At 50.4% G+C, this 25600-nt stretch carries 25 protein-coding genes, 1 tRNA gene, 1 pseudogene and 1 riboswitch; of the genes and pseudogenes, 8 read left to right on the top strand and 19 right to left on the bottom strand.

The window, feature by feature from the left end; translation table 11 throughout:
- Nucleotides 1-564: 564 nt before the first annotated feature.
- From KCG55_RS10580 to glnA, 10 genes and pseudogenes are all read right to left on the bottom strand, one after another.
- Nucleotides 565-693: a hypothetical protein gene (locus KCG55_RS10580; RefSeq protein WP_256388401.1), complete on the bottom strand. Its 129-nt coding sequence runs from the start codon at nt 691-693 to the stop codon at nt 565-567.
- 199 nt (nt 694-892) lie between these two features.
- Complete coding sequence (gene purH, locus KCG55_RS06215; protein ID WP_254322391.1) at nt 893-2473, bottom strand: bifunctional phosphoribosylaminoimidazolecarboxamide formyltransferase/IMP cyclohydrolase; 1581 nt, start codon at nt 2471-2473, stop codon at nt 893-895.
- A 162-nt stretch (nt 2474-2635) separates the two neighbouring features.
- The gene (locus tag KCG55_RS06210; RefSeq protein WP_254323643.1) at nt 2636-3805 is read right to left on the bottom strand and encodes a chloride channel protein; all 1170 of its coding nucleotides are present in this window, start codon (nt 3803-3805) and stop codon (nt 2636-2638) included.
- Between the two features lie 108 nt (nt 3806-3913).
- Entirely contained in the window at nt 3914-4732 is an 819-nt protein-coding gene (locus KCG55_RS06205; protein ID WP_254322390.1) for a hypothetical protein, read from the bottom strand.
- 63 nt (nt 4733-4795) lie between these two features.
- Nucleotides 4796-5670: pseudogene (locus KCG55_RS06200) on the bottom strand (DMT family transporter).
- Nucleotides 5671-5746: 76 nt separating this feature from the next.
- Nucleotides 5747-6481, bottom strand: a complete 735-nt coding sequence (locus KCG55_RS06195; protein WP_254322388.1) for a glutamine amidotransferase-related protein — start codon at nt 6479-6481, stop codon at nt 5747-5749.
- A gap of 43 nt (nt 6482-6524) precedes the next feature.
- A complete protein-coding gene (locus KCG55_RS06190) occupies nt 6525-6764 on the bottom strand; it encodes a Fis family transcriptional regulator (protein ID WP_003684241.1) in 240 nt (79 codons plus the stop codon).
- 53 nt (nt 6765-6817) lie between these two features.
- Complete coding sequence (gene dusB / locus KCG55_RS06185) at nt 6818-7822, bottom strand: tRNA dihydrouridine synthase DusB (RefSeq protein WP_254322386.1); 1005 nt, start codon at nt 7820-7822, stop codon at nt 6818-6820.
- A gap of 131 nt (nt 7823-7953) precedes the next feature.
- Nucleotides 7954-8604: a site-2 protease family protein gene (locus KCG55_RS06180; protein WP_254322384.1), complete on the bottom strand. Its 651-nt coding sequence runs from the start codon at nt 8602-8604 to the stop codon at nt 7954-7956.
- A 375-nt stretch (nt 8605-8979) separates the two neighbouring features.
- On the bottom strand, nt 8980-10398 hold the full coding sequence (gene glnA / locus KCG55_RS06175; RefSeq protein WP_254322383.1) for a type I glutamate--ammonia ligase: 1419 nt from the start codon (nt 10396-10398) through the stop codon (nt 8980-8982).
- A 197-nt stretch (nt 10399-10595) separates the two neighbouring features.
- Here glnA and aroE point away from each other — a divergent pair, with 197 nt between their 5' ends.
- Both aroE and mtgA read left to right on the top strand, forming a co-directional pair.
- A complete protein-coding gene (gene aroE, locus KCG55_RS06170) occupies nt 10596-11405 on the top strand; it encodes a shikimate dehydrogenase (protein WP_254322382.1) in 810 nt (269 codons plus the stop codon).
- A 2-nt stretch (nt 11406-11407) separates the two neighbouring features.
- Nucleotides 11408-12109 carry a monofunctional biosynthetic peptidoglycan transglycosylase gene (gene mtgA, locus KCG55_RS06165; RefSeq protein WP_003684244.1) on the top strand — a complete coding sequence of 234 codons (702 nt, stop codon included), beginning with the start codon at nt 11408-11410 and terminating at the stop codon, nt 12107-12109.
- 39 nt (nt 12110-12148) lie between these two features.
- Here the strand turns inward: mtgA and pncB are convergent, their stop codons facing one another.
- Together pncB and KCG55_RS06155 are read right to left on the bottom strand one after the other, a co-directional pair.
- Nucleotides 12149-13369: a nicotinate phosphoribosyltransferase gene (pncB, locus tag KCG55_RS06160; protein ID WP_254322381.1), complete on the bottom strand. Its 1221-nt coding sequence runs from the start codon at nt 13367-13369 to the stop codon at nt 12149-12151.
- A 96-nt stretch (nt 13370-13465) separates the two neighbouring features.
- A complete protein-coding gene (locus tag KCG55_RS06155; RefSeq protein WP_254322379.1) occupies nt 13466-14761 on the bottom strand; it encodes a M23 family metallopeptidase in 1296 nt (431 codons plus the stop codon).
- Between the two features lie 365 nt (nt 14762-15126).
- Between KCG55_RS06155 and KCG55_RS06150 the strand changes: the two genes are divergently transcribed.
- Nucleotides 15127-16107: a hypothetical protein gene (locus KCG55_RS06150; protein ID WP_254322378.1), complete on the top strand. Its 981-nt coding sequence runs from the start codon at nt 15127-15129 to the stop codon at nt 16105-16107.
- 6 nt (nt 16108-16113) lie between these two features.
- Here KCG55_RS06150 and rfaQ read toward each other — a convergent pair whose 3' ends face one another.
- Nucleotides 16114-17196: a putative lipopolysaccharide heptosyltransferase III gene (gene rfaQ, locus KCG55_RS06145; protein WP_254322377.1), complete on the bottom strand. Its 1083-nt coding sequence runs from the start codon at nt 17194-17196 to the stop codon at nt 16114-16116.
- Nucleotides 17197-17343: 147 nt separating this feature from the next.
- A riboswitch (PreQ1 riboswitch) is annotated at nt 17344-17388 on the top strand.
- Nucleotides 17389-17391: 3 nt separating this feature from the next.
- On the opposite strand from rfaQ, the gene queF reads away from it, so the two are divergent.
- A complete protein-coding gene (gene queF, locus KCG55_RS06140) occupies nt 17392-17865 on the top strand; it encodes a preQ(1) synthase (protein ID WP_254322376.1) in 474 nt (157 codons plus the stop codon).
- Between the two features lie 102 nt (nt 17866-17967).
- A complete protein-coding gene (locus KCG55_RS06135; RefSeq protein WP_254322374.1) occupies nt 17968-18645 on the top strand; it encodes a 7-cyano-7-deazaguanine/7-aminomethyl-7-deazaguanine transporter in 678 nt (225 codons plus the stop codon).
- Between the two features lie 67 nt (nt 18646-18712).
- On the opposite strand, the gene ubiM is transcribed toward KCG55_RS06135, so the two are convergent.
- The 3 genes from ubiM to rplU all read right to left on the bottom strand — a co-directional run bounded on the left by ubiM (nt 18713) and on the right by rplU (nt 20780).
- A complete protein-coding gene (gene ubiM, locus KCG55_RS06130) occupies nt 18713-19897 on the bottom strand; it encodes a 5-demethoxyubiquinol-8 5-hydroxylase UbiM (protein WP_254322372.1) in 1185 nt (394 codons plus the stop codon).
- Nucleotides 19898-20171: 274 nt separating this feature from the next.
- The gene (rpmA, locus tag KCG55_RS06125) at nt 20172-20444 is read right to left on the bottom strand and encodes a 50S ribosomal protein L27 (protein ID WP_002212328.1); all 273 of its coding nucleotides are present in this window, start codon (nt 20442-20444) and stop codon (nt 20172-20174) included.
- A gap of 27 nt (nt 20445-20471) precedes the next feature.
- Nucleotides 20472-20780 (bottom strand): 50S ribosomal protein L21, encoded by a 309-nt coding sequence (gene rplU, locus KCG55_RS06120; RefSeq protein ID WP_002216394.1) that lies wholly within the window; start codon nt 20778-20780, stop codon nt 20472-20474.
- A 262-nt stretch (nt 20781-21042) separates the two neighbouring features.
- Here rplU and ispB point away from each other — a divergent pair, with 262 nt between their 5' ends.
- The 3 genes from ispB to KCG55_RS06105 all read left to right on the top strand — a co-directional run bounded on the left by ispB (nt 21043) and on the right by KCG55_RS06105 (nt 22561).
- On the top strand, nt 21043-22017 hold the full coding sequence (ispB, locus tag KCG55_RS06115; protein WP_254322370.1) for an octaprenyl diphosphate synthase: 975 nt from the start codon (nt 21043-21045) through the stop codon (nt 22015-22017).
- A gap of 4 nt (nt 22018-22021) precedes the next feature.
- Complete coding sequence (locus tag KCG55_RS06110; protein ID WP_254322369.1) at nt 22022-22468, top strand: DUF441 domain-containing protein; 447 nt, start codon at nt 22022-22024, stop codon at nt 22466-22468.
- 18 nt (nt 22469-22486) lie between these two features.
- A tRNA-Arg gene (locus tag KCG55_RS06105) sits at nt 22487-22561 on the top strand.
- A 232-nt stretch (nt 22562-22793) separates the two neighbouring features.
- On the opposite strand, the gene KCG55_RS06100 is transcribed toward KCG55_RS06105, so the two are convergent.
- The 3 genes from KCG55_RS06100 to KCG55_RS06090 all read right to left on the bottom strand — a co-directional run bounded on the left by KCG55_RS06100 (nt 22794) and on the right by KCG55_RS06090 (nt 25512).
- Complete coding sequence (locus tag KCG55_RS06100) at nt 22794-23801, bottom strand: IS5 family transposase (RefSeq protein ID WP_254322367.1); 1008 nt, start codon at nt 23799-23801, stop codon at nt 22794-22796.
- Nucleotides 23802-23887: 86 nt separating this feature from the next.
- Nucleotides 23888-25045, bottom strand: a complete 1158-nt coding sequence (locus KCG55_RS06095) for an NnrS family protein (RefSeq protein WP_254322365.1) — start codon at nt 25043-25045, stop codon at nt 23888-23890.
- A gap of 86 nt (nt 25046-25131) precedes the next feature.
- Nucleotides 25132-25512: a hemerythrin domain-containing protein gene (locus KCG55_RS06090; protein ID WP_254322363.1), complete on the bottom strand. Its 381-nt coding sequence runs from the start codon at nt 25510-25512 to the stop codon at nt 25132-25134.
- Between the last annotated feature and the right edge of the window lie 88 nt (nt 25513-25600).

The raw sequence follows: 25600 nt of genomic DNA, 5'->3' as shown, positions 1-25600 counted from the left end.
ATTTTGGGAAGCTTGTGAAGTTTGGGAAACGATGTGCCGTTTTTTGTCAGCTTGTTTCTTAACAAGTCACTTTTTGTCAGCTTCTATCAATGCATTCGGAATCCTTGTCCAAATTTTATATGCGTTTGGTTTCGTAAATCAACTCTTCCGATAAAGTGTTACTTTTTCGGCCTCAACGGTCATGCCCGTTAAATTTACTTGTTGCTTTTTTTAAACGGTTTTTCTAGCTATTTGATTTTACTTTTTTATTCCCAAACAATAATGATTAATAAATAATATATGATTTGAATAGTTTCTTTGGTGATAGATTTAAATGCGGGCTTTTATTTAGAGAATTAATGAAATTTGTATTGAAGATCGGTTTGAAACGTGTAATGGGTTTGTATGTCCTGTTTTCAGACGGCCTTTGACGTTTCCTAACATATAAATAGTAACCAAATGACACGAATTTATGCGCTATTAAGCCGATAAACAGCGTTAAAAAGGCAAGTGTAAAACTTGCCTTTACGTTTGGGATTTAGTTGTTTCTCTATCGTAGAAAACCGTGTTGTTTTTCAGACGGCCTTACCAACGGAATGTTTGGGTTACGCCTGCGGAGGCGCCGTTGTTGCCGGCATAGCCGTAGCCGCCGGTATGACTGGAAGCGCAGGCGGTGAGTGTGGCGAGGGTAAGGATGAGGAGGATGTGTTTCATGTTTTTTCTCTGAGTGGGTTGGTTTTAGGCTTGTGTGGCGTTTTGTTGCTGCATGAATCGGACGGGCTGGGGCTTGGTTGCTTTGTCCTGATTTGCAGTTAGTCCGCTAAATTGTTTGATGATTGAAGAAGGCCGTCTGAAACAGGTTTCATGATATTGAAACTTTGTTTTCAGACGGCCTTGATTTTATATCAGCTTATTAGTGGCGGAAATGACGGATGCCGGTTACGACCATGGCGATGCCGTGTTCGTCCGCTGCATCAAAGACTTCTTGGTCGCGCATGGAGCCTGCCGGATGGATGATGGCTTTGATGCCCTGCTCGGCAATGACATCTACGCCGTCGCGGAATGGGAAGAAGGCATCGGAAGCGGCACATGCGCCGTTGAGGTCGAGATTGGCATCTTGCGCTTTGCGGGCGGCGATGCGGGTGCTGTCCACGCGGCTCATTTGGCCTGCGCCGATGCCGTAAGTTTGACCGCCTTTGCCGAAGACGATGGCGTTGGATTTGACGTATTTTGCGACATTCCATACAAACATCAGGTCGTTCCATTCTTGCTCGGTCGGTTGGCGTTTGGAGACAACTTTCAAATCGGCGCGGCTGAGGCGGTGGATGTCGGGGGTTTGTACCAACAGTCCGCCGCCGACGCGTTTGAGTTCAAAGCGGTTGGCACCTGCTTCAAGCGGCACTTCTAATACGCGCACGTTTTTCTTAGCGGCGGCGATTTCGAGGGCTTCGGCGGTGAACTTCGGCGCCATGAGGACTTCCATAAATTGGTTGTCGGTAATTTGTTTGACGGTTTCGCCATCCACTTCGCGGTTGAAGGCGATGATGCCGCCGAATGCGCTGGTGGTATCGGTAGCGTAGGCGAGTTTGTAGGCGGTCAAGGTATCGGCTGCAACGGCAACGCCGCACGGATTGGCGTGTTTCACGATCACGCAGGCCGGCGCGTCAAAGGATTTGACGGCTTCCCATGCGGCATCTGCATCGGCGATGTTGTTGTACGACAATTCTTTGCCTTGCAGTTGTTTGTAGGCGGAAAGGCTGCCTGCGGCTGGATAAATATCGCGGTAGAACGCGGCGCGTTGGTGCGGGTTTTCGCCGTAGCGCATGTCTTGCACTTTAATCCAGCTTTGGTTGAACTGGCTTGGGAATTCGCCGATTTTGGGCTGGCCGCTCAAGACGTCGTCTGAAAGCGAGGTCAGGTAGTTGGAAATCATGCCGTCGTATTGGGCGGTATGGCTGAATGCTTTGCGTGAAAGGTTGAAACGGGTTTTGTCGCTCAATGCGCCGTTGTTGGCTTCGAGTTCGGCGGCGATAGCGGGGAAATCAGCTGTGTCGGTAACGATGGCGACGTGTTTCCAGTTTTTCGCGGCAGAGCGCACCATGGTCGGGCCGCCGATGTCGATGTTTTCAATCGCGTCTTCCAGTGTGCAGTTTGGTTTGGCGATGGTGGCGGCGAAGGGGTAGAGGTTGACGCACACGAGGTCGATATTGCCGATGTCGTGTTCTTCCATTTTGGCGATGTGTTCGTCCAAATCGCGACGGCCGAGGATGCCGCCGTGGATTTTCGGATGCAGGGTTTTCACGCGGCCGTCGAGCATTTCGGGGAAGCCGGTATAGTCGGCAACTTCGATAACGGGAACGCCTGCATCAGCCAAGAGCTTTGCTGTACCGCCGGTAGAGAGGATTTCAACACCGAGCTTGGTCAGGGTTTGGGCAAATTCGACTGCGCCTGTCTTGTCGGATAGGCTGATCAGGGCGCGTTTGATGGAAGACATTTGGATTTCCTTTGTTGAAGGTTTAATCAGTATGAGATGAATTTTCAGGGCGGTATTATCCCCAGTTTCGCATTTTTGGCAGTAGGTTTTTGCAAATATTGTTAACAATTTTATTGTAAAAGGCCGTCTGAAACTTGGTTTCAGACGGCCTTTTGCTTTTGCCTATTTAAATCCCATTTTCTTTGCCACCCATACTGCGCCTGCCATGCCTGTGCATAATGGCATGAGTAAGGCAACGGGGGCGTAGGTGAGCTCCAAAATAAAGGCTATAGCTGTCAGGGGCATTTTGAGGGAAACGCCGAGGAAAACGGCGGCGCCGACAACGGCCGCGCTTTCAGACGACATTTCCGGGAAAACGCTGTTCCACGCGGCGGCAGCGGCAAAGGCGATGGTACTGCCGAGCATCATGGACGGGGTAATCAGGCCGCCGTATGCACCTGCTGCCAGCGCCATCAAGACGACCAGCCATTTGACGGCGGTCAGCTCAAGGCTGTGTTGCCAGTCGGTCAATCCGCCAAAGGTCAGTTGGTTGCCTGCTTTGCCGTTGCCCAAAATTTCGGGAAACCAAACGGAAATCGCGCCAATGAGTGCAAACATACAGACGGCCAAGGGAATGATTTTGATGTTGTCGCGCTTGATGAAGGGGAACTTTTGGGCGGTGCGCTGGAAAAAGACGGCGGTTGCGCCCAGTACTGGGCCGATGATGGCGGAAAACCAAAGTAATGATGTGTTGATGGAAAGGTTGGTCGGATGATATTGCTGCACGTCTCCCAAGCCGATGCGCGCGACAGCGGTGGCGATGACTGAAGTCAGCAATGCGGCGGCGACGGCTTGCTGCGTCCACAAACCCAGCATGGCTTCAAGGATGAAAAGTGTGGAGGCGAGCGGCACGTTATACACGGCCGCCAAACCTGCACCCGAGGCGCAGGCAATGACCAGCCTTGCGTCGTCTTCGCTCAACCCGAAACGGTTGACGCCGACTGAAGCGAAAGCGGCGGTCATTTCGCGCGGCGCAACTTCACGGCCGAGCGGCGAGCCAAGCCCGACGGTAATGATTTGCAACAGGGCATGGCTGACGGTTTCAAAAAACGGAAAACCGGCAAGCGGATTTTTAACCACGGCTTTAATGCTCGGTTGCAGCCTGCCGTAGCGTTTGAGCAACCACCACCCCAAGCCGACCACCATGCCGCAAAAGGTCATCACGCCGATACGCCGCTCCGGACTTGCCTGCGATACGCCCTCCCTGAAAGAAACGTATAGGCCGTCTGAACCGTAACCATAAGCAAGATGTTGAATCGCGTGCATGATTTCAGTTAATACAATGCCGACCATGCCGCCGATAATGCCGGTAATGATGAGGGCGGCCCAAAGTTTATGCGTTTCTTTCACGAGATTTGACTTGAGGTAGTAATGGTTTGATAAAAGCGTTTTTCAAGGGAACTATTGTCCGCCTAAGGGATAGTTTTTGGGGGCGACATGGGTTTTACCGTTATAAAGGAAAATATATTTCTGATTTTTATAATTTTTCTTTCCTGATACGCCGCTGAGTTTTGCAGCCAACGCCCATACGCCGGATACGGCAGGATGGCTTTTGTCAAAAGCGATTTTAGCTTCCAGACTGGTATATCTGTCTTTGCAGTTTCGTTTTTCGCGCCCTTTATATTCATCGCAATTGCCGTAATATGCGCCGTTATCGTTACCGCTGATTATGACGCTGTTGCGGATTCGGTTGCTATTATCGGTAAACAGGAAATTTTCTCCGATTGTCGTTTCACCCTGACCTGTATAACCTGATTCGACAGTGTAACCCCAGTTTTGCTCACCCATCTGGACAAACCGCCAATCCTTATTCTCCGGCACATCCCCCCATGCGCCGATTTCATCGCTTCCATGTTGTTTGATTGCCCACTTTCCGTCTGCTTTCTCCAAAACAAACAATTCCGCCAGACCCGAAGAAGCATGGGCATTCTGTTTGACTTTGAGCTTCATATCATAGGCAAAACCAGTGTACAACACATAGCGCGTAGGCGTGCCGTTGCGCGTTACGGTATGATCGGCAACGGGTTTCATGCAATACATAATATTGTCAGATGCTGTCTCACTGTCTTTCGGCGGCTCGGTAAGCTGGCATTTGTGCGCGGCAAGCGGTCGGTTGTAATGTTTGGCAATGACGGCCTGTACGGCGGCTTTGTCATTATCGGGTGCAGCCGACGCCAAAACGGGGCAGGCAAGCAAAAGCAGGGAGATGATGCGTTTCATAGAAATTTTCCCAAAATGTTTTATTGAAAAAGTACGGCTACTTTAGGCCGTCTGAAACTGTTTTCAGACGGCCTTTTTGTGTTTGCTGCCGATACGCGCCAACACTCCGGCGACAAAAGTGGACGAAATGACGACGGTAATGCCCAGCGCGGCCATGCTGCTTAAATGTTCGCCCAAAATCAACACCGCCATGATAACGCCGATGACGGGCTCAAGCGAAATCAGCAGGCCGGAGACGTTGGCAGGGACTTTATTCATGCCTTTGTTCCACAAAAGATAGGCGAGCCAGCTGCAGCCAATCCCATATATAACACCGACAGCGTACCGCCCCACGACCAGTTGATTTGATAGCTGTCTGCCAACACCAGCGAAAACGGCAGGCACAACAGCGCCGCCGCCGCCATGGAAGCCGCGGTAAATGCGGGCGCACCGATACGGGCAATCATTTTTTGGCTCGGGCGTATCACGCCGGCGAAACCGAACCCCGCGAGCAAAATCAGCAAACAGCCGAACCAGTCAATCGCACCGCCCTCTTCCGCGCCGCCCAATACCATCATGCCCACGCCGGCAAACGCCGCCGCGCAGCAAATCCAGTGGTACAGTTTGGCTTTGTCGTTGAAGAAGAAATGGCCGACAAAGACGACCAGCAAAGGCTCCAGCCCGACCATGGTAATCGCGCTGGCGGCAGATGTGTATTTCAAACCGATAAACTGGAGCATCAAAACGACAACGTAGTTGACAAAGGAAATCCATAACAAGGGCTTCCACTCGCTCCGCGGAATCCTACCCAAATGACGGCGGCACGACGGCAGCACCATCAACGCGGCAATCAACAACCGCGCCTCGACCATCAGCGCCGGATCGATCATCTCGTAGGAATACTTGGCAGCGATAAACGAGCTGCCCCAAATCAGCAGGGCAAGTATTTGATAGAACATGGTCCGACCTTTTAAAAAGGGTTAATCGTTTCTTCTCTATATTTATTATTCAGACGGCCTGGAGGGTTGGCCTTTTTTATTTTGTCTGTGTCAGCGAATCCAAAAAGTCGAAGAGTTTGGCATTCATTTCACTGAAATCCGCCGCTTCGATTTTATCCGGATGCTGGACATAAGTTTGGGCTTGGCTTTGTTCGGCTACATTTTCGCGCCCGTCCGCCGCAATCAGCAGCCCGACGGCTTCGCGGTCAAACTCCAAATGAGCCTGGAAAGCATAATGTTTGGGCGCAAAACGGATAATCTGGCGCGGACAGCCTTTGCTGGTTGCCAACACAACCGCCTCATCCGTCAAACCGGGCATATCGCCGTGCCAATGGCCGGTATTCAGGGTTTTGCCCAACAGGGAAACATGGTCATCCGCCAAACCTTCCGCCGTCAGCTCAATCGGATAAATGCCGATTTCACGCTCAGGGCTGCGTGTGTGGCGCGCGCCGTAGGCAACGGATAAAAGCTGCGCACCCAAACACACGCCGACAATATATTTATCCGCCGCCATCGCCTGACGCATCAGGCGCAGCTCGGATTCGGGGTCGTAATACGGGAATGCCTGCCTGTCTTCATCAGGCGATTGCGGCCCGCCCATCACAATCAAAAAATCTATATCGTCCACATTGTCAGGCAGGGCTTCCCTTTCGTACACTTTGGTTGCACTGATGTTATGTCCGCGCCATTGCGCCCATTTCAAATATGCGCCCGGCACTTCAAATGCCTCGTGCAGGATGAAATGGATATTTAATTTATTCGGATTTTGCATTGTTATTTCTCCTTCGACCGTCAGAACGGGTTGCCCTGCAGTATTACAGCATACCGTGCTGTTGTAATTTTTTACGCAAGGTATTGCGGTTCAAACCCAAAATAACGGCAGCTTTAGACTGATTGCCGCCGCATTGCTCCATTACGCAGGCAAGCATCGGCTTTTCGACTTGGTGCAACACCATATCGTACACGCCGCAAGGTTCCGTACCATCCAAGTCTTTGAAGTATTGTCGTAAGTTTTGTTCAATACATTGCGCAATGTCAGTAGTCGTTTGATTCATCGTGATGTCTTTCTTTGGATTTGTTTTTAAATGATGAGGCCGTCTGAAACTCTTCAACCTTCCCGATAATGGCATACCCAACGGTCGGTTTTCTCTGAAAGCGTCTCAAGATAGGCGGCAAGGGTGTCGTATTGTGCCGCGGCGCTGTCCAAGCGGTTGATGTCTCGGCGTGTTTGTTCGCCGTCGGGCATTTCGTCGATATACCAGCCGATGTGTTTGCGGGCGATGCGTACGCCGGCCACTTCGCCATAAAATTCGTGCATGGCGCGGATGTGGTTCAAAATGGTGGCATTGCATTCTGCCAAGCTCAAGGCCGGCGGCAAAACGCCGCGTTCGGCGTAATGTTTTAAATCACGGAAAAGCCACGGCCTGCCTTGTGCGCCGCGCCCTATCATGATGCCGTCGGCGGCGGTTTGTTTGAGGACGGCGGCTGCTTTTTGCGGCGAAGTAATATCGCCGTTGACCCAAACGGGGATGTTCAGACGGCCTTTGGTTTCGGCAATCAGTTCGTAACGCGCTTCGCCTTTGTACATCTGCGTACGGGTGCGGCCATGGATGGCAAGGGCTGCGATGCCTGATTCTTCGGCGATTTTGGCAATGGTCGGCAAATTTTGATGTTCGTCGTGCCAGCCCAGACGGGTTTTGAGGGTAACAGGTACGTCCACCGCGTTGACAACGGCTTCCAAGATTTCGGCAACCAAAGGCTCGTTTTGCATCAATGCGCTGCCTGCCTGCACATTGCAGACTTTTTTGGCCGGGCAGCCCATGTTTATATCAATGACCTGCGCACCTAAGCCGACGTTGTAACGCGCGGCTTCCGCCATCTGCTGCGGATCGCTGCCGGCAATCTGCACGGCCACAACTCCGCCCTCGCCTTCAAAATCGCTGCGGCGCAAGGTTTTTTTGGTATGGCGTAAGCTTGGATCGCTGGTCAGCATTTCGCATACCGCCCACCCTGCGCCAAACTCGCGGCAAATCCGGCGGAACGGTTTGTCCGTAATGCCTGCCATGGGGGCAAGTGCGATAGGGTTGTCAATGAAATAGCCGCCGATGTGCATGATGTGTGCGCCAAATTGGAAGGGCTGAAATTGTACAATTTTTAAGCAACTTTTCCAATCGTATTTACATGTTGCACAATGAAAAAGGCCGTCTGAAACTAAGTTTCAGACGGCCTTTTCAGCCACAACATTTAAATAAACAGCATGACAACCATCTGCACTGCGTCCTGAATCATGTTGATAATCGGCCAAATCAGTTTGGCCAGCAGGCCGGTAAACAACAGGATCAGGATAATCCATGTGCCGTATGGCTCGATTTTACGGAACTGCATGGACTGTTTGGCGTTGAGAAAGGTATCGATAAAAATACCGCCGTCCCAAGGCAAAATCGGAATCAGGCTGAACGTGACCCAAATCGAGTTCACCATCACGCCGTAACCGGCCATCTGCACCAACGGTGCTTGATAAGACTCAGGCACATACGCGGACAATACGACGACAAAGCCCCAAAAGAACGCCAAAATCAGATTGGCAATCGGACCTGAAATCGACACCCAACGCCACGCACGGCGCGGATCACGGAAATTACGCGAATCGATGGGCATAGGACGCGCCCAGCCGAACAGAAAACTGCCTATCATCAGACACACCAGCGGCACGACAATCGTACCGACAGGATCGATGTGCGGCAGCGGATTGAGGGTCAAACGCCCAAACTGCTCGCCGGTATGGTCACCCCAATACCGCGCCGTATAACCGCGTGCCACTTCGCGCACGGTAATGGCCAACAACACGGGCAATACTGCCAGCAGAAATACGCCTAAATCAAAATTTGCAAACATGGTTTTCCTTATCAAACATGCCGTCTGAAAACAGAAAATATCCTTTCAGACGGCCCGAGGCTTTAATCTTCTTCTGTCTTATCCGAATCGAAAGACTCTTCTAGCTCTTCCCAAGTAATGCCCTTACCTTGCGGATTTAGCTTGAAGACTGGTTCACTATAAAGTAATGGCGAATATCTTTAATAAAAGGCCTGTCATGCTGAAATTTAACACGCAGTACCAATTCCATAAAGGCTTTCAAACGGTATGATTCATTGCTTCTCGCTATCATACCTAATTCGATCGCCCTATCTATTCCAAGCCTAAAGGCCGTCTGAAACTTCAAATCCAGTTTCAGACGGCCTTTGATTTCCTATTTAAAATGCCTCAGCTGTTTTACAGGCTGTAATACATTTCAAATTCCAGCGGATGCGGTGCCATGCGGATGCGGCGGACATCTTCCTCTTTAAAGGCGATGTAGCTGTCGATCCAGTCTTTGCTGAACACGCCGCCGCGCAGGAGGAATTCATGGTCAGCTTTGAGGGCGGCCAGTGCTTCTTCCAAAGAGGCGCAGACGGTTGGGACGAGTGCGTCTTCTTCCGGTGGCAGGTCGTACAGGTTTTTATCTGCAGGATCGCCCGGGTGGATTTTGTTTTGAATACCGTCCAAACCGGCCATCAACAAAGCGGCAAATGCCAAGTATGGGTTGGCAGTCGGATCAGGGAAACGCGCTTCGATGCGGCGTGCTTTGCTGCTGTTCACGGACGGAATGCGGATGGAAGCGGAACGGTTTTTGGCGGAATATGCCAGTTTGGTCGGCGCTTCAAAGTGCGGCACGAGACGTTTGTAGGAGTTGGTGGACGGATTGGTAATCGCGTTCAGGGCTTTGGCGTGTTTGATAATGCCGCCGATGTAATAAAGGGCGGTATCGGACAAACCGGCATAGCCGTCGCCTGAAAACAGGTTTTGACCATCTTTCCAAATGGATTGGTGAACGTGCATACCGCTGCCGTTGTCGCCCATGATGGGTTTAGGCATGAAGGTGGCGGTTTTGCCGAAGTTGTGGGCAACGTTTTGAATCACGTATTTCATGTCTTGGGTTTGGTCGGCGCGTTTAACCAAAGTGGCAAAACGGGTACCGATTTCCATTTGGCTGCCGGTACCGACTTCAGAATGATGGACTTCCACTTCGATGCCGAGCTCTTCCAAAACATTGACCATGGCAGAACGCAGGTCTTGGCCGCAGTCAATCGGCGCAACAGGTGCGTAACCGCCTTTGACGGTAGGGCGGTGGCCGGTGTTTTGACCGTCCAAATGCAGGCCGCTTGACCATGCGCCGCTTTCGGAAGTGATTTCGTAACGGGTTTTGTGCATATCGGTTTCAAATTCTACGCCGTCAAAAACGAAGAATTCAGGCTCGGGGCCGAAATAGGCGGTGTCGCCGATACCGGAAGATTTCAAATAGGCTTCGGCGCGGCGTGCGATAGAACGAGGGTCGCGGTCATAGCCTTGGCCGTCGGCCGGATCGATAACGTCGCAAGTAAAGACAACGGTGGTATCGTCATAGAAAGGATCGACGAAGGCTGTAGACGCATCGGGACGCAACTGCATATCGGAAGCCTGAATACCTTTCCAACCGCCGATGGACGAACCGTCAAACGCTTGACCGTTTTCGAACCATTCTTCGGGATCGTCGAGGACGATACGTGCGGGGATGGTAAAGTGGTGCTGCTTGCCTTTGGTATCGGTAAAGCGCAAATCTACGAAGCGGGCTTTGCTTTCTTCAATCAGTTTTACAGCGTCTTTGATGGACATCTTCAGCTCCTGAGGGAATGGGTTTAAGTTGTTATTCTACCACGGTAAGGCCGTCTGAAATACATCAGGGCACCCGTTTTTACGCAATGAAATATAGTTTCAGACTGTTTAATTGTCAACAATTTTACATTACGCTTTCTTAACATAAAGACCGCTATAATAAGCACTCTTTTCTTTTGTTTTTTCAGACCCGTTTTATGAACAACACCCCGCGTTACGCCGTTTTCGGCAATCCCGTTGCACACAGTAAATCGCCGCAAATCCATCAGCAATTTGCGCTGCAGGAAGGTGCGGCCATCGAATATGGACGCATTTGTGCCGAAATCGGCGGTTTTGCCGAGGCTGTTGCAGCGTTTCGCGCCGAGGGCGGGCAAGGTGCGAATGTAACCGTTCCATTCAAGCAGGAAGCTTTTGCACTGGCGGACGAACATTCCGAACGCGCTTTGGCTGCCGGCGCGGTCAATACGCTGGTGTGGTTGGAAGACGGCAGAATACGCGGCGACAACACTGACGGTATCGGTTTGGCCAACGACATCACGCAGGTTAAAAACATTGCCATCGAGGACAAAACCATTTTGCTTTTGGGCGCAGGCGGCGCGGTGCGCGGCGTGATTCCGGTTTTGAAAGAACACCGCCCTGCCCGTATCGTCATTGCCAACCGTACCCACGCCAAAGCCGATGAATTGGCGCAGCTTTTCGGCATTGAAGCCGTCCCGATGGCGGATTTGAACGGCGGTTTCGATATCATCATCAACGGTACGTCCGGCGGCTTGAGCGGTCAGCTTCCTGCCGTCAGCCCTGAAATTTTCCGCGACTGCCGCCTTGCCTACGATATGGTTTACGGCGAAGCGGCGCAGGCGTTTTTGAACTTTGCCCAAAGCAACGGTGCGGCCGAAGTTTCAGACGGCCTGGGCATGCTGGTCGGTCAGGCTGCCGCTTCTTACCATATTTGGCGCGGATTTACGCCCGATATCCGCCCTGTTATCGAATACATGAAAGCCCTGTAACCATGTTCCGCATCATCAAATGGCTTATTGCCCTCCCCATCGGCATCTTCATTTTCTTCAACGCTTATGTGTACGGCAACATCATTACCTACCGCGCCGTCGCGCCCAGCAAAACTGCCTTCATGTCCATGCGCATGAGCCAATTTGCAAAAGAAGGCCGCGATGTCGAGCTGGATTACCGCTGGGTGCCTTACGACCAAATTTCCGTCAACCTCAAAAAAGCCCTGATTGCTTCCGAAGACGCCAACTTTGCCGAACACAGCGGCTTTGACTGGAACGGCATCAAATACGCCATGAAACGCAATAAACAAAGCGGCGAAGTCAAAGCCGGCGGTTCGACCATCAGCCAGCAACTGGCAAAAAACCTGTTTCTCAACGAAAGCCGAAGCTACATCCGCAAAGGCGAAGAAGCGGCGATTACGGCGATGATGGAAGCCGTTACCGACAAAGACCGCATTTTTGAGCTGTATCTGAACTCAATCGAATGGCACTACGGCGTATTCGGCGCGGAAGCGGCATCCCAGTATTTCTACAAAAAACCTGCCTCCGCCCTCACCCGCCAACAAGCCGCCAAGCTCACGGCGCGCGTTCCGGCTCCGCTGTTTTACGCAGACCACCCTAAGAGCAAACGGATGCACAACAAAACCAATATCATCCTGCGCCGCATGGGTTCGGCAGAATTACCTGAAAGCGATATGGATTAATTAAAAAGGCCGTCTGAATATTTCAGACGGCCTTTGTTTTTAAGCTTTCTCTTCCGGCTCCGGTACGTCAAACACTTGGCGCAGGTAAGCGAGGAAGGTGTTGTTGGTAGTCATGGTTTTGCCCGGGGAGTCAGAGAGCTTGGCAACGGATTGGCCGTTACACTCGACAAGCTTCAAGACAATATTCAAAGGCGTATGTCCCAAATCATTGGTCAGGTTGGTACCGATACCGAAACTGGTTTTGAAACGGTCTTTGAAGTATTGGTGCAACGCCCATGAACGCTCAATATCGAGGCCGTCTGAAAAGGTCAGCATTTTGGTGCGGCTGTCGATTTTGAGTTTTTTGTAATGCTCGTAGGCTTTGTCGCCCCAAACATAAGGATCGCCGCTGTCGTGGCGCAGGCCGTCAAAGAGTTTGGCGAAGTACAGATCGAAGTCGCGCAAGAAGGCATCCATGCCGACCACGTCGGTCAGTGCGATACCGAGGTCGCCGCGATATTCGTGTACCCAGCTTTCCAGCGCGGCTTTTTGGAAATTGCGCAAACGTACGTCCAAGGCTTGGAAGGCTTGGAGGAACTCGTGCGCCATGGTGCCGATTGGTGTAATGCCGATTTTTTTGGCCAGATAAACATTGCTGGTACCGCGCACAATGTCGGGAGCGGCTTCTAATAAGGTGCGGATAACGTGTTCCTGCCATGCAAGGGTGTAGCGGCGGCGCGTACCGAAATCAGAAATAAGGAACGGCGGATCATTCGGATTTTGTGTAGCTGCAATTTCTTTCAGCTGTTGTGCTTTGGCCTGCAAACGGCGCTCGCCTTCTTCAATGACGGCAGGCGTTTCCAAGCGGCGGAAATAGAGTTCGTTGACGATGGCAAGAATGAAAATCTCGAAGAACATCGCCTGTATCATTGGGCCTTCGATGCGGATATTCAGACGGCCTTGATCGTCGGGGTTGACTTGGACGAAGCGGCGTTGGAGCTGGAAAAGTTCGAGATAATCGACAAAGTCGCTTTTGATAAAGCGCAGACTGCGCAGATAGTCGAGTTCGTCATGAGTGAAGCGCAGCTGGCACAGGGCGTCGAGTTCGCGTTCCAAGTCTTCTTGAATATCGGCCAGAGGATACACCATCTCTTTGTTGCGGCAACGGAATTCGTAGAGGCTGTGGGTTTGCGGGAATTGATGCAACACGACTTGCAGCATGGTGAATTTGTACAGGTCGGTATCAAGCAGGGATTGGATAATGGGCTGATAAGCAGGCATAAGTTTTCTCTGAGTAAACGTGGGCTTGATGAGGATATCGATTTTAATAGGAAAGGCCGTCTGAAAGAAACCTTATTCAGACGGCCTTTATCTTATTTAATCCAACTGCGCTACGGAAACCGGCAAAGAACGGATGGCAGACAACATCGTGCTGGCATCTTTTTGCTGTTTGCGGAACGCGGCCATATTGGTCGGGGTCAATTTCGGCGTCGGCAGAGCGACGGTAGTCGGGTTGACCGGCTGGCCGTTGACGCGTGCTTCGTAGTGCAGGTGCGGACCGGTCGAACGGCCGGTTGTGCCGACAAAACCAATCACTTCACCGGCACGGACTCTGCCGTCGGCAGGGCTGAACGCGCTCATGTGGCCGTACAGGGTTTCCACACCGTTGGCATGTCGAATCATCACGGTATTACCGTAGCCGCCTTTCCAACCTTTGAAAATCACTTCGCCGTCGGCAGCGGCCTTAATCGGCGTACCGGTCGGCGCGGCATAGTCGATACCGGTGTGCATACGGACGGTATGCAGGACCGGGTGGACACGGTAGCCGAACGGGGAAGAAATGCGCGTGTATGCAACAGGCTCGGTATTAAAGCCTTCTTTTTGTTGCAGGGACTTACCGTTTTGGTCGTAGTAGCTACCGCTTTCTTCGTCGCCTTTGCCTTGGCTGTAATAATAGGCTTGGTAGGTTTTGCCGTCTTTAACCACTTCAGCCGCCAAAATATCGCCGACCGCCATTTGTTGGCCACGGAAATACATGCTGTTGTACAAAAGACGCACGGTATCGCCTTCGCCCAAGTCACTCATATTGAACGAATCGGCAAAGATTTCTTTGAGCTGGATATACACTTCGGAAGGAATTTCGGCACGGAGCATATCGCCGATGGCGGAAGTACGGATTTGCACGGAGCGCAGGGTCGGCATGGTTTTCATGTCGATTTCGGCATTGGAGATGCGCCATTTGCCTTTGACTTTTTCCAAAGCGACCAAGTTGCGTTCCAATTCTTCATCGGTAAAGAATTGAACGTCGGTCACTTGGCCTGAAGAATCGATGCGGATGTTGACGGATTGGTTGGTCCGCAGGTTTTTCATGTCGAGGTTGGCATTGTTTTTCGCCATGATTTGCTTGATGTCTTCTTGGTTGACACCCATGCGCGTCAAAACGTCTGCCAAAGAGTCACCGGCTTGGACAACTTCTTGCACCCAATAGCTGGATTGATAGGTATTGGTTTCCACATAAACGGCAGGCAGCTCTTCGGAAATACGCTCGACTTTGAAATCGGTCTGTGCTGGTTGAGGGTCGGTAATGGCGTATGCAGTCATGATGCCTGAAGCCGGCAGCAGAAACGCTAAGAGGGTTGCTTTGAATCGAGTGGAATATTTGTTTTTAATCACGCGTTATCCTTAATGGGGCGGTCTGTTTTTTTAAAGTTTGCAGAATGCCGGCACATCCGGCCTGCCGCGACCGCCTGCTGGTTTAAACAGTTTTGGGGATAAAGGACTTTGAGTCTTTTTTTCCGATCTGAAAATCAGGTTTTCATTCGGAATGAATGAGGTTGTGTTTGAGATTGACGTTATTATCAGGGCTATTGTGTTGATTTACACCCTGTTTTTCTGAAATTTACGCCTTGCATTCTAGCATGACAGCCCGTTTTTTCCAAACCGGCCGTCTGACCGGCTCTTTTTCAGGGCGTAAAAGCAAGGTTCCGAAACGCATCATTTGTCGCGTAAAATAACGGTTTTCCTATCTATTTGCGCTTATGAAGCTGACCCTCGCCCTCCCCTCGCTCAACCGCTTTGCCGACGAATCCATTCCTGAGCTTACCTTACCTGCTTTTAACCGTCTTTTGCGTTACGGCATATTACGCAAAGAAACACTCAGGCCGTCTGAATTTTACGGCCGCCATTTGTGGAACGGCAGCCTCATTACCCAAGTGCAACGTTTACGCCACACAAGCCAAAAACACACAGCCGCTTTTGCCTCTCCGGTTTGGCAACAAATGGGCATGCACCATGTCAACATTATCAGCGGCGAGTTTATCGGCATCCAAACAGAGGAGGCGCAACGGTTATGTGCGGATTTGTCGGCGTTTTATCAAGATAAAGATTGGCAATTCAAGCCGCTTTGCGAAAGCATGTGGCTGCTCAGTATGCCGGAACTTGAAGATTGGGGTGCGGAATGTGTTTTGGATGTGTGCGGGCAGCCGGAAATGGACGGTCAGGCACACGGCAAAGATGCGGTGTCTTGGTTGGCCATGCAGACGGAAATCCAAATGTTTCTCCACACGCATCCGATTAACCAAGCGCGTGAACAACAAGGCTTGCCGGAAATCAACGGTTTGTGGCTGTGGAATGATGCGGACGGTACACAATCTGCGGATATCGTCGCCTCAGACAGCGCATGGGCGCGTTTTTCGGATACGCCCAAACTAGATGCGCCGTATGATTTGAAGGCTTGGTTTGAGATGGTTCAAGAAACAGGCAATACGGTTTCAGACGGCCTTATTTTTTTGGACGACTTGGTTTCCACCTTACAGACAGGCGATGTTTGGGCATACAAAGATATTTTGGAAAGCTGGGAAACCCGTTGGTTTGCGCCTTTATGGGACGCACTCGCTTCAGGCCGTCTGAAAACCGTGTGCATTGCTACAGACGGCGAAAACGGCGGCACGCTGGAAATCGGCCGCCGTTCCAAATGGGCATTTTGGCGCAAAGCTAAAACGTTTAACGGATCGTGGTAAGCGGTGTTAAGCCTCCAATGCCTCCAATTTGGCAGAAATTTTGTCCCATACATCCTGCAACGGAATCGCTTTCAACAGACGTGTCGGATCGTTGGTATCGATACTGTCAGGATGGGGCAATTTGGCATAATCGCCGGCATAAATGACTTCCGCTTGCTCGGAATACGGACGCCATTTATCCACCCATGACGCACCAAACAAAGCGATTTGCGGTTTATCCAAAGCAGCGGCAATGTGCATCGGTGCGGAATCGACACCGACAAACAGTTTGGCGCCCTCAATGGCCGCCGCCAATTCACGCAAACTCAAGCATCCGGACAACACATATACTTTTCTGCCTTCCGGAATATTCAGACGGCCTATAATTTCCTGAAGCATGTATTGTTCGACAGTGTCGGGAGAAGCGGTCAACACGACATTCTGCCCACTGTTGAGCAGAAGCTGTACGATGGCGGCGTTTTTGCCGTCTTCCCAACATTTGAAATGCCAACGCGCACCCGGGTGCAGCAACACATAATCTTCGCCGTTCCAACCCTGCTCACGCAATTTCTGCCGCATGCTTTCCCTTGCATCTTGTGCCACCCAAAGGCGTACCTTCGCATCGGCTACGTCTTCGGGCTGGATAAGCGGCGCAAGGATATTCAACTGGTTTTCAACGATATGATGGCTGGGATCCAGCTCATGGTTGATAAAATCATGACAGAAACGCCACCAGAAACCGTCACGCTTGATGCAGTCCAAACCCACGCTGCAACGGGCGCACAGTTTGGCGATTATTGCCGCGCGCCATTGGTCGGACAGGTTGAAAGCCCAGTCGTAATCGCGCGCCTTCAGCTTTGAAAAAAGATTTTTCTCACACGCCAACTGCTTGAATACGCCCAGCTTCTTCCAATTTCGATCAATGGTAAAAATCTGCGCAATCTGCGGATTATCGGCAATCAGCTGCTCCGTACCGGCGTATACCAGCATATCGATTTCGCAATCAGGGAAACGGGTTTTCAGCGCATCGACCACCGGCGTGCTCAAAAGCACATCGCCATGATGGCGCAATTTGATGATCAGAATACGTTTGGGTTGGGCTAAAGACATACAAAACTTTCAGACGGCCTGTTGATTGGTTGCTATTGTAAAGCGGAAAACAGGTTTCATAAAATACAAAACAGGCCGTCTGAAAGCTATCCTGCTGATTCATCGCTATAAAATCCGCACAAGCCATGCAATTTATATTACAATCCGCACCCCGTGGTTCGAAAACCTCCCACATTAAAAAACTAAGGAAACCTCATGTCCCGCAACAACGAAGAGCTGCAAGGTATCTCCCTTTTGGGCAACCAGAAAACCCAATACCCGAGCGAATACGCACCTGAAATTTTGGAAGCGTTCGACAACAAACATCCCGACAACGACTATTTCGTCAAATTCGTCTGCCCCGAGTTCACCAGCCTCTGCCCGATGACCGGCCAGCCCGACTTTGCCACCATCTACATCCGCTACATTCCCCATATCAAAATGGTGGAAAGCAAATCACTGAAACTCTACCTCTTCAGTTTCCGCAACCACGGCGACTTCCATGAAGACTGCGTCAACATCATCATGAAAGACCTCATCGCCCTGATGGATCCGAAATACATCGAAGTATTCGGCGAATTCACACCGCGCGGCGGCATCGCCATTCATCCGTTTGCCAACTACGGCAAAGCAGGCACAGAGTTTGAAGCTTTGGCACGCAAACGCCTGTTTAAACACGATGCACAATAATCCCGTTCAGACGGCCTAACCGCCCTTTTTATTGCGCGACTTTATTTATTGCACGGTCTCGCAAGGCTTCATGCCGTCTGAAAAAACTTCCGAAAGATTTCCATGTACGAATTTACTGCCGCACAGCAGAAGAAAGCGCTCTTCTGGCTGGTGCTTTTCCATATTTTTATTATTGCCGCCAGCAACTATCTGGTACAGTTCCCCTTTCAAATTTTCGGTATTTTTACCACTTGGGGCGCATTTTCCTTCCCCTTTATCTTCCTCGCTACCGACCTGACCGTGCGCATTTTCGGCGCGCCGTTGGCGAGACGGATTATTTTTTGGGTGATGTTCCCCGCCCTGCTGCTCTCTTACGTCTTCTCCGTCCTCTTTCATGACGGCAACTGGACAGGCTGGGCATCGTTAACTGAATTTAACATCTTCGTCGGCCGCATCGCATTGGCCAGCTTTTCCGCCTATGCGCTTGGACAAATCCTCGATATTTTTGTGTTCAACAGATTACGCCGTCTGAAATCATGGTGGATTGCCCCCACCGCTTCCACCGTGGTCGGCAACGCTTTGGATACGCTGGTGTTTTTCGCCGTTGCCTTTTACGCGAGCAACGATGAATTTATGGCGGCAAACTGGCAGAGCATCGCATTTGTTGATTATCTGTTCAAACTTGCCATCTGCACCCTCTTCTTCCTGCCTGCCTACGGCATCGTATTGAGCATCTTGACCAAAAAACTGACTTCCTTAAACGTCCGTCAAGAAATGCCCGAATCGGTTTTAGCCAAATAAACAATAGATAAAAAACAAGGCCGTCTGAAACTTTAATCGTTCAGACGGCCTTTTATGTTTTAAACAATTAACCGGTTAATTGTTTGGTAATCAGTTTTTTCAGCGGCGGGAAGTTATTGCTTGCACGCAATACCAAACCGCGCAACAGTTTCGCCGGAGCAGTTTCATTGGTAAAGAGTTTCAGCAGCATATTAGTGCCGTGGTAAATCGGATGGGCGTGGAACATATGCTTGGTGCTGTATTTTTCCAGCAGGCTCTTCGCACCAATATCCTGACCGCGTTGCTCGGCTTCGAGAACCAATTTAGCCAAAAGATCGGCACTTGCCAGACCCAAGTTGAAGCCGTGCGCAGTAACCGGATGCATACCGACTGCGGCATCGCCGATCAACGCGCTGCGTTTGCCATAGAACCGTTGGGCAATCATACCGACCAAAGGATAATTGTGAATGGTGCTGACCAATTCCATATCGCCCAAACGGCCTTTGAGTTGCTCTTTCACGCTGGCTGCCAATTCTTCCGGCGACATGTTTTTAATCGTTTCGGCTTTATCGCTGTCCACCGTAATCACTGTATTGGTCAAGTGTTCTTCCAAAGGCAGCAATGCAATGGTACGGCCGTAGTGGAAGCATTCATATGCAGTATGCAGGTTGGACAAAGTATGCTTCATGCGGCACACAAACATGGTACGGCTGTAATCGTGCATATCGGAAGAAATGCCCAATTGACGGCGCGTTTGCGAGAAGCGGCTATCGGCGGCCAACAACAGACGGCCGGTCAATACTTCGCCGCTTTCCAAAATAACTTGCGCCTCATCGTCAGAAGTTTTGACTTCTTTAACATTGGTGCCGGTCAGAATTTTCACGTTGTTCAATTTGGACACGACTTCATAAGCGGCTTTGCGGATATTGTGGTTGGAGATCAAATAGCCCAAGCAGTCCGCAGGCTCGCCGCGCGCCTGAGTCGGTTGCGGGAAATGGAGCTGGTAATCGGAATGACCATTCAACACTTTGGCATCGCGCAAAGGATAAATTTCGTCTTTTGGAATCAAATCCCACATACCCAATCGCTGCATGATTTCGCGCGACAGATGCGTCAGTGCGATTTCACGGCCGTCATACGGCGGATTTTGCAACACTTCTAAAGGACTTCTTTCAATCAGGGTTATGTTCAAACCGCTTCCGGCCAACTCTGCGGCAAAACTTAATCCGGCAGGGCCTGCGCCGACGACGAGAATATCACTGTGTAAGCTCATGGGAGGAATTCCTTGTATTCAACTGATACGGATTTTTTCAGACGGCCTTAAGTTTACTGTGTTTAGCTACAAGAGGGTAAATCAAAGGCATTTGATAGATTATATAGAAAGAGTTGATAGAATAAAACAAAGGCCATCGATTATAAGCACGTTTTTACTTTGGCCTTAATATAAATCAAGCTTCACGACATACAGATTTTATCAAACAGACAAAACCGTCAAATAAACAAAAACCGCATTCCGAAAAGGAATGCGGCTTTCAATCGTAAAACGATTATTCTTCAGAACCGGTGTAAGGACGGATGCTGACGGTTTTACGGTTCAGCGCGCCTTTGGTTTTGAATTCAACGTAACCGTCGACTTTAGCAAACAAAGTGTGGTCTTTGCCCATGCCTACGTTGTCACCTGCGTGGAATTTAGTACCACGTTGACGAACGATGATAGAGCCTGCCGGAATCAGCTCGTTGCCGTAGGCTTTAACGCCCAAGCGTTTGGCTTCTGAATCGCGACCGTTGCGGGTGCTACCGCCTGCTTTTTTACTTGCCATTTGTAATACTCCTGAACTTACTTGAAATTAGGCGATTGCCACGATTTCGATTTGGGTGAAATTTTGGCGATGGCCTTGGCGTTTTTGGTAGTGTTTGCGACGACGCATTTTGAAAATACGTACTTTCTCGCCACGACCATGAGCAACGACTTTAGCTGTTACTTTTGCGCCTTCGATAAAAGGTGCGCCTACTTTTACAGATTCGCCGTCAGCAATCATCAAAACTTCAGTCAGTTCGATTTGGCTGTCGAGTTCGGCTGGTATCTGTTCTACTTTCAATTTTTCGCCAACGGAAACTTTATATTGTTTACCGCCGGTTTTTACGACCGCGTACATACTCAACTCCATGAGAATTAGGTTAACATTCCGCACACCATGTGCGGAACGAGCTATTCTATTTCTATTTGCCTGTTTTGTCAAAATTTATTTTATTTACAAGTGAAAAGGCCGTCTGAAAGATATGTTGCATGCTTTTTAACTGATATAATCACGCGCTGGATTGCTGATATCTTTATGCAACGTTATTACCCCGACCGAATGTACGGGTTTAAACAGATTCATTGGAGCCCCGCTCCGTTTTGTCAACAGAGAATGTTTTATGCTCGAAAACCTGCCTTACTTCCAACGCCACCTGCCCGATGACCTTGCCAAAGTTAATGCGGTCATCAACCAAGCTGTTCAATCCGATGTCGCGCTGATTTCGCAAATCGGCACATACATCATCAGCGCGGGCGGTAAACGCCTGCGTCCGATTATTACCATTTTGGCAGGCAAAGCAGTCGGGCATGACGATGAAAAACTGTACTCGCTGGCAGCAATGGTGGAATTCATCCACACCTCCACCCTCCTGCACGACGATGTCGTCGATGAAAGCGAGTTGCGCCGCGGCCGTAAAACCGCAAACAACCTCTTCGGCAACGCGGCGGCTGTTTTGGTCGGCGACTTCCTATATACACGTGCCTTCCAACTGATGGTTGGTTCGGGCAGCATGCGTATTTTGGAAGTGATGGCAGACGCGACCAACATCATCGCCGAAGGCGAAGTCATGCAGCTGATGAACATCGGCAATACCGATATTACCGAAGAGCAATACGTCCAAGTTATCCAATACAAAACAGCAAAACTGTTTGAAGCGGCAGCGCAAGTCGGCGCAATTTTGGGCAAGGCTTCCCCCGAACACGAGCAAGCCTTGAAAGACTACGGTATGTACGTCGGTACGGCTTTCCAAATCATTGATGATGTATTGGACTATTCAGGCGAAACCGAAGAAATCGGCAAAAACGTCGGCGACGATTTGGCAGAAGGCAAACCTACCCTGCCATTGATTTACCTGATAAGAAACGGCTCCGAGCAGGCAGCCAACGATGTGCGCCACGCTTTGGAAAATGCCGACCGCAGCTATTTTGAAAAAATCCACGACTATGTCGTCAACTCCGACGCTTTGCCGTATTCGATTTCCGAGGCGAAAAAAGCCGTCGACAAAGCCATCGCTTCATTGGACGTGTTGCCTGATAGCGAAGTCAAAGAAGCCATGATTCAACTGGCAAAAGAATCCTTGGCCCGAGTATCTTAATCCGATGAATTTCAGCTTTGTCCCTTTGTTTCTGGTTACGCTGATTTTTTTGGGCGTTGTCAGTAACAACAACTCGATTACGATTTCGGCGGCCGTCTTATTGCTGATGCAGCAAACCGCTTTGTCGCAATACATTCCCTTCGTGGAAAAACACGGCTTGCAAGTGGGCATTATTATACTGACCATCGGCGTATTGAGTCCGCTGGTTTCAGGCAAAATACAGATTCCGCCGCTGTCCGAGTTTCTCAATTTCAAAATGATTGCCGCCGTCCTTATCGGCATCTTCGTCGCTTGGCTTGCCGGACGCGGCGTTCCATTGATGAGCGAACAGCCTGTTTTGGTAACCGGATTATTAATCGGCACCGTCATCGGCGTTGCTTTTGTCGGCGGTATCCCGGTCGGCCCTTTGATTGCCGCCGGCTTATTGTCTTTTTTTGCCGGAAAGGTTTAAAATCCCCTCCTTTAACGCCTCGCCATAGTTCAACGGATAGAACGTATGCCTCCTAAGCGTAAAATACAGGTTCGATTCCTGTTGGCGAGGCCACAGTTTCAATAAAAGCCTTTCATACTTTGAAAGGCTTTTTTATTATCAATAAATAAAGGCCGTCTGAAACTTTTCAGACGGCCTGAGACCTTTGCAAAATTCCTTTTCCCCCAAACAGCCGAAATCCAAACACAGGTTTTCGGCTGTTTTTGTTTCGAATATCCACTGATTCTACTCAGACACCCCCTTAATCCCCCTTGGATACCTGATCAATCAGGCATCCGGCCGCCTTTTAGGCAGCAACAGGCGCACTTAGCCTGTTGGCGGCTTTCAAAAGGTTCAAACACATCGCCTTCAGATGGCTTTGCGCACTCACTTTGAGCAGCCCGAAATAGGCTGCCCGCGCATAGCGGAATTTACGGTGCAGCGTACCGAAGCTTTGTTCGACCACATAACGGGTCTTCGACAAATATCGGTTGCGTTTGGTTTGCGCTTCCGTCAGCGGATGTTTACGGTGGGCTTTGCGCATAATGCCGTCCTGCAGTCGACGCTCTTCCAGATATTGACGGTTTTCCTCACTGTCATAGCCTTTGTCGGCATAGACGGTTGTACCTTTGGGCAAGCCTTCCAACAAAGGCGACAGATGTTTGCACTCATGGGCATTGGCGGGGGTAATGTGCAGTTTCTCGATATAGCCTTCCGCATCGGTACGGGTATGTTGTTTGTAACCGAGTCTGTAGAGGCCGTTTTTCTTTATCCAACGGGCATCGCTGTCTTTACTCGGTGTGGTTTGGCCGCTGACTTGTCCTTCCTCGTCGACTTCTATGGCCTGGCGCTGTTTGCTGCCGGCGGTCTGGATAATGGTGGCGTCAATGACGGCGGCGGATGCTTTCTCTACTTTTAGGCCTTTTTCGGTCAGTTGGCGGTTAATCAGTTCCAGCAATTCGGACAGGGTGTCGTCTTGCGCCAGCCAGTTGCGGTAGCGGCATAAGGTGCTGTAATCGGGGATGCTCAGTTCGTCAAAACGGCAAAACAGGTTGAAATCGATGCGGGTGATGAGGCTGTGTTCGAGTTCGGGATCGGAGAGGCTGTGCCATTGTCCGAGCAGGATAGCTTTGAACATGGACAACAGGGGATAGGCGGGACGGCCGCGGTGGTCTCTAAGGTAACGGGTTCTTTGACGATTCAGGTATTGTTCGATCGGCTGCCAATCAATCACCTGATCCAACTTCAATAGTGGGAAACGGTCGATGTGTTTGGCGATCATGACTTGGGCGGTTTGCTGGAAGAAGGTGCTCATGAGAAATCCCCTAAATGTCTTGGTGGGAATTTAGGGGATTTTGGGGAATTTTGCAAAGGTCTCGGCCTTTTCATTTTGCCAAACCGTTAACCCGGACGACCATCCGAACGCGGACGGATCAACCAAGGAATATATTTCCATGCGTACAACAGCAGAGATACGGCGAACAAAGCGGCGGAGCAACGGATACTGTGCGTGTATGCCGTACCGCTCACAAAGGTAGCCAAAACACGGATAACCGTTGCGGCAATCATCAGCCAAAAGGCGACAGGAACCACTTTAGGCGGCGGATAAATAGAGTTGCCGGTATGGCCAAGCGCAGTTCGTGCCATCATACCCAAAGTCAGCACGCCGATACCGCCAACGCCGATAAGGTGTACGCCCAGATTCAAGAAGCTTGGAATCCAATAAGAAATACCGACCGCAATCAAGCCCAAGCCTGTAAACAGATAGCCGGCAAACAAAATCCAAAGCATAGGCTCTTTCAGTACGGCTTTATACCACCAACGGTACACCTGCACGGTAAAAATCGCACCGGCAGCAATAGAGAACAAAGCGGCCAATCCCGGCAATATGTTATGAGCCATCATCATAGCAATCAGCATAGGCAGCCAAAGCGATGCGTGCGCTACCCATTGAGGGCTGGGAATTTGCGGCACGTTCAAACGTTTGGACGTAAAGAACGAGATAATCCGCATACCGATCAAACCGATAAAACCGGCCACCATAATCAAACCGGATTGCAAACCGGTCATCAACGCAATGGCATCAAACGGCTGCATTTTCATATGGAACGCAAAATGGGTGCCGCCCAAAACAAAAATAGCAAATACGGCAACATAGTTGCGCTTATTTTGAGAACGGATTACCGGCAAAGCCATGCACACCGCGCCATACCAGAAAAAGATCGTGCCGAATATGCCGCTTGCCGTTGCACCCCAGCCGGGAATAAACACACACAAACGCGCAAGCAGCCAAAATGCGGTCAAACCTGCCAACGCCTTACCGCGCGTGGGCGGCTGGCCAGTCCAAGTTGCCACGGCCGTCAGCAAGAATGCAATGACAACCAATCCGGCGTAGCCCCAAATCATTTCATGGGCATGCCAATAAAAACCCGGCAACTCAGGCGTACCCTGATAGCCAAAGCCCCAAAGCAATATAGACAATGCGCCATACAAAGCCGCCAACGAATAAAACGGGCGGAAGGCCATTGCCCATACAGGATGTTTGAACAAATCGCTCATGGTGGTTCCTTCAATTTTTATATCATCATAAGACAGCAACAGAGGCCGTCTGAAACTTTTCAGACGGCCATCGATTCCCTTCCCTATCACACATTCTCAGGTAAAGGCAAAAAAGGTTCAATCGCAGGAAAAAGCTCGCGCTCCTCAAAACGCGCATGATCACGCAAAGTTACCGCAAAATCCTTATTCCATGATTCATTCATATATTCAGGATGAGCCATCATCGCACGCAGCTTGGCATGATCGCCTTCAAAACGCTGCCTCAACGCCGGATCAACCTTATCCCAATACGGCGCAAACATGGTTTCCTCTTCCAAAAAATGTGGCTCAAGTTCCGCAAAATGAGAATCCAGCTCCGCTTGATGGCTTTGCTCCGGCGTACGTAGAACACGGACGCACAACGACAGCGAGCCATGATGCTCACGGGAAAGTTCTATTAATGCAGGGTGGCGTTTCAAGGGTTTCATAAGTTCGTTATAATGGCAACAGTTTGTCAAACTGGATTAATTTAAATGTTTCAGATATTATGAAACCCAATCCCACATAAAGTCAAAC

The sequence above is a fragment of the Neisseria subflava genome, assembly GCF_024205745.1.
Taxonomy (GTDB): Bacteria; Pseudomonadota; Gammaproteobacteria; order Burkholderiales; family Neisseriaceae; genus Neisseria; species Neisseria flavescens_B.
The sequence above is the reverse complement of the archived record's forward strand: the minus strand, read 5'-3'. Positions and strand labels throughout refer to the sequence as shown.